Genomic DNA, 4,400 nt, shown 5'->3' with positions numbered 1-4,400 from the left:
CGCGCGCCCAGCGTGCGCACCAGCCCGTCCTTCACCCCCAGCGCGGCGGGGATGCGGTGCGACGCCATGAAAAGCGCCATGGCAAGCGCAAATTCGATCCATCCCATCGTCCATGCCTTCCCGGTTCCTGTCGTGTCACTGGCCCACATCGCGCAAACGCCACCGGTCCGTCTTAACGAAAGTCAAGGCGTGTGACGCCCGGGCGCTGTTCACATTCCCGTGCCTCACCAGCGCAACGGAGAACACCCATGAGATTCCGTAACCTGCAGGCTACACGCGCGCTGCTTTCCGGCACAGCCATGGCTGTCGGACTGCTTGCGACAGCTGTCGTGGCACAAGAGAAAAATGCCCATGGCGATGGCCCCGCCGCCGCTTACGAGCCGTCCATGACAACCCTGGGCCAGATCCAGGTGGAAATTCCCGGTCGCAAGGAAGGTGATCCGGTGATGACCGGCGAAGAATTCCAGCGCGGCACCACGATCTATTTCGAACGCTGCGCGGGCTGCCACGGCGTCTTGCGCAAGGGCGCGACCGGCAAGGCATTGACGCCCGACCTGACCCGGGAAAACGGGTATGACTACCTGCACAGTATCATCAACTACGGCTCGCCCGCGGGGATGCCGAACTGGGGCACCTCGGGTGACATGAGCGAGGCGGATGTCGACCTCATGGCGCGTTACCTGCTCCTCGAGCCGCCCGCGCCGCCCGAGTTCGGGATGCCCGAGATGCGCGAGACGTGGAACGTGCTGATTGCGCCCGAGGACCGGCCCACCGAGAAGATGAACGATATCGACATCGAGAATCTCATGTCGGTCACGCTGCGCGACTCGGGTGAAATCGCCCTGATCGACGGCAACACCTATGAGATCCGCGAGATCATCGAGACCGGCTATGCCGTTCATATCAGCCGCATGTCGGCCTCGGGCCGCTATCTTCTGGTGATCGGGCGCGACGCCAAGGTGAACATGATCGACCTCTGGATGGAAAAGCCGCAGACCGTCGCCGAGGTCAAGATCGGAATGGAGGCGCGTTCGGTCGAAACCTCGAAGATGGAAGGTTGGGAAGACCAGTTCGCCATCGCCGGGGCCTATTGGCCGCCGCAATACGTCATCATGGACGGCGACACGCTCGAACCCAAGAAGATCGTGTCCACTCGTGGCAACATCTATGATGAGCAGACCTATCACCCCGAGCCGCGCGTGGCCGCGATCCTGGCCAGTCACTATCGGCCCGAGTTCATCGTGAACGTCAAGGAAACCGGGAAGATCCTGCTGGTCGATTATACCGACCTCAAGAACCTGAAAACCACCGAGATCGAGGCCGAACGCTTCCTTCACGATGGCGGGCTGGACAGCACGCGCCGGTATTTCATCACCGCCGCGAACGCGCGCAACAAGCTCGTCGTGATCGACACCAAGGAGGGCAAGCTCGTCGCGATCACCGATACCGAGGGGCTGACGCCCCATCCCGGGCGCGGTGCGAACTTTGTGCATCCCGATCACGGGCCGGTCTGGGCCACCTCGCACCTGGGTGACGACAGTGTGGCACTGATCGGCACCGACCCCGAGGGCAACCCCGACAAGGCATGGACCATCGTCGAGACGTTCTATGCCCTGGGGGGCGGGTCGCTGTTCATCAAGACGCACCCGAACTCGGAAAACCTCTATGTCGATGCGACCCTGAACCCGGACCCCGAGATCTCGGGATCGGTCGCGGTGTTCAAGATCAACGACATGAAGGCAGGCGAAGATCCCGAATACATCACCCTGCCGGTTGGTGAATGGGCAGGTATTCCCGATGGCCAGCCCCGGGCGGTGCAGCCCGAATTCAACAAGCAGGGCACCGAGGTCTGGTTCAGTCTCTGGAATGCCAAGGACAAGGTGTCGGCCATCGTGGTTGTCGATGACAAGACGCTCGAGCTGAAAAAGGTGATCAAGGACGAGCGCCTGATCACGCCCACGGGCAAGTTCAACGTCTATAACACGCAAAAAGACATCTACTGATGTTTGGGGCCGGGGCGCCTCGGGGCCCCGGCCTTTTCCCGTCCGACAAGCGAAAGAGCCAGTCATGAAAGATCTCAGCCACGGCCGTGTGTTGCTTGTGGGGGCCGGACCAGGCGACCCGGAGCTTTTGACCGTCAAGGCGCTCAACGCGATCATGGTCGCCGACGTGGTGGTCTTCGACCGCCTGGTCAGCCCCGAAATCATGGCGCTGATCCCCGATACCACGCGGCGGATCGACGTCGGCAAATCCCCCAGGTGCCACAAGCTGCCGCAGGATGACATCAACGCGCTGCTCGTGGCGCTGGCCAGCGAGGGGCAGATGGTGGTCCGGCTCAAGGGTGGCGATCCGCTGATCTTTGGCCGGGGCAGCGAAGAGTCCGCGGTGCTGCGCGCCGCCGGCATCGACTGCGCCTATATCCCCGGCATCACCTCGGCGCAGGGGGCGTCATCCGCGACCGGTGTGCCGCTCACCCATCGCGGGCTGGCAACGGGCGTTCGCTATGTCACCGGGCACCGGGCCCGCGACGCGCAGCTCGATCTCGACTGGCAAAGCCTTGCCTGCGAGGACACCACGCTGGTCTTTTACATGAGCGCGATGAACATCGCCGAAATCTCGTTCGAACTGATGCGCCACGGTCTGCCCGCCACGACCCCGGTGCTGTGCGTGGCCTCGGCCACTACCCCGCGTGAGACGCGCATCCCCTCGACCCTTGGCGGGATTGCCGCCGATGTCGCCACGCACCGCCCCGAAGCGCCGGTGCTCTTCATCATCGGGCGGGTCGTCTCTCTTTATGGCGCACAGCCCGAGGCGGCGACCCTCAGGGTGCCAAGCCATGCCTGATCCCCACGCGCTCCTTGCCGCGCTCGTCCTGGCGACGGGCGCCGGGGCCGCCGAAATCGCCGTTTCGGAGGACGAAGCGGCATGGCTCGAACACCTCGTCATCCAGGATTGCGGTTCCTGCCACGGGCTCACCTTCAGGGGTGGGCTGGGCAGCCCGCTGACCCCCCGGGCGCTGGCCCATCACGACGGGCCGGAAACGCTGGCCCATATCATTCTCGACGGCATTCCCGACACGGCGATGCCGCCATGGCGTGCGCTCCTGAGCGAGGAACAGGCGCTCTGGATCGCACGCTACCTGATGGACCCCGATACCCGCGACAAGGAGTAGCCATGTCCCGTTTTCTCGTCCTTTTCTCCTTTGTCCTGCTGTTCGCCGCCGGAAAATCCATTGCCGAACCGGCGACACCCACCGGCGCGCTGGGCGTGGTGATCGAACGTGCCACCGGGTCGGTCCTGATCGTCGACCGGATGCAGCACAAGGCCATCGACCGGATCGAGGGGCTGGGCGACTTGTCCCACGCCTCGGTGAATTTCTCGCCCGACGAATGCTTTGCTTACGTCTTTGGCCGCGATGGCGGGCTGACCAAGATCGACCTCCTGGAACGCCGCATCGCCAAGCGCATCGTCCAGGGCGGCAATTCCATCGGAGGGGCCATTTCCGACGATGGCGCGCTGGTCGCGGTGTCGAATTACGAACCCGGCGGCATTCGCGTCTTCGATGCCGACACGCTCGACATGGTGGCCGACATCCCGGCACAGTCGAAAACCGTGGGCCTTGTCGAACTGCCTGCGCGGCGCTTTGCCTGGGCGCAGTGGGACAGCGGCGATGCCTTCATGGCCGATCTTTCGGGCGCCGAGCCGGTCGTCACGCGGCTCGGCGCGACCGGTGCCAATCCCTATGACGCGGTGCTGTCGGGCGACGGGCGGCATTTCGTCGTGGGCCTCTTCGGCGAAAAGGGTCTCACCCTTTTCGACATGTGGGAGGACGCGCCCGCGCCCGTCCGCTTCCTGTCGGACTATGGCAAAGAGGGCGAGGACATGCCGGTCTACAAGATGCCCCACCTTCAGGGCTGGGCCGTGACCGAAGGGCAATTTGCCCTTCCCGCCGTGGGCCGACACGAGGTGCTCTGGGTCAACCGCGACACCCTCGACGAGACCGCCCGCACCCGCACCCATGGCCAGCCGATCTTCGTGCTGTCGCAACCGGCCAGCCCCTATGCCTGGGTCAATTTCGCGATGCCGCACAACGACACGCTCCAGGTGATCGACAGCCGCAGCCACGAGGTGGTCGAAACCCTCAAACCCGGCGCGGCGGTGCTGCACATGGAGTTCAGCCCCCGTGGGCACGAGGTCTGGGTCTCGTCGCGGGACGAGAACAGGATCATCATCTATGACACCCACCGCCGCGAGGTGAAGGCCGAGATCCCGGCGCAAAGCCCCTCGGGCATCTTCTTCACCGCCCGCGCCCACCGAACGGGACTCTGAGAGATGGCACCGAAGATCGACCCGACAGATGCGCGGCTCTTGCAGGAGTATCAGCGCGATTTGCCGCTGGT

At 64.2% G+C, this 4,400-nt stretch carries 4 protein-coding genes; all 4 read left to right on the top strand.

What is annotated here, in order from left to right; all coding sequences use genetic code 11:
* Nucleotides 1–248: 248 nt before the first annotated feature.
* Nucleotides 249–2,003 carry a cytochrome D1 domain-containing protein gene (locus ACESL9_RS17150; RefSeq protein WP_372675313.1) on the top strand — a complete coding sequence of 585 codons (1,755 nt, stop codon included), beginning with the start codon at nt 249–251 and terminating at the stop codon, nt 2,001–2,003.
* A 64-nt stretch (nt 2,004–2,067) separates the two neighbouring features.
* Entirely contained in the window at nt 2,068–2,844 is a 777-nt protein-coding gene (cobA, locus tag ACESL9_RS17145; protein ID WP_372613456.1) for a uroporphyrinogen-III C-methyltransferase, read from the top strand.
* Nucleotides 2,837–3,172: a c-type cytochrome gene (locus tag ACESL9_RS17140; RefSeq protein WP_372613458.1), complete on the top strand. Its 336-nt coding sequence runs from the start codon at nt 2,837–2,839 to the stop codon at nt 3,170–3,172. The genes cobA and ACESL9_RS17140 overlap by 8 nt, the downstream gene beginning before the upstream one ends.
* A gap of 2 nt (nt 3,173–3,174) precedes the next feature.
* A complete protein-coding gene (locus ACESL9_RS17135; RefSeq protein ID WP_372613460.1) occupies nt 3,175–4,329 on the top strand; it encodes a cytochrome D1 domain-containing protein in 1,155 nt (384 codons plus the stop codon).
* Nucleotides 4,330–4,400 lie beyond the last annotated feature (71 nt).

The organism is Aquicoccus sp., assembly GCF_041686535.1.
In the GTDB taxonomy this organism is placed as follows: domain Bacteria; phylum Pseudomonadota; class Alphaproteobacteria; order Rhodobacterales; family Rhodobacteraceae; genus Aquicoccus.
The sequence above is the reverse complement of the archived record's forward strand: the minus strand, read 5'-3'. Positions and strand labels throughout refer to the sequence as shown.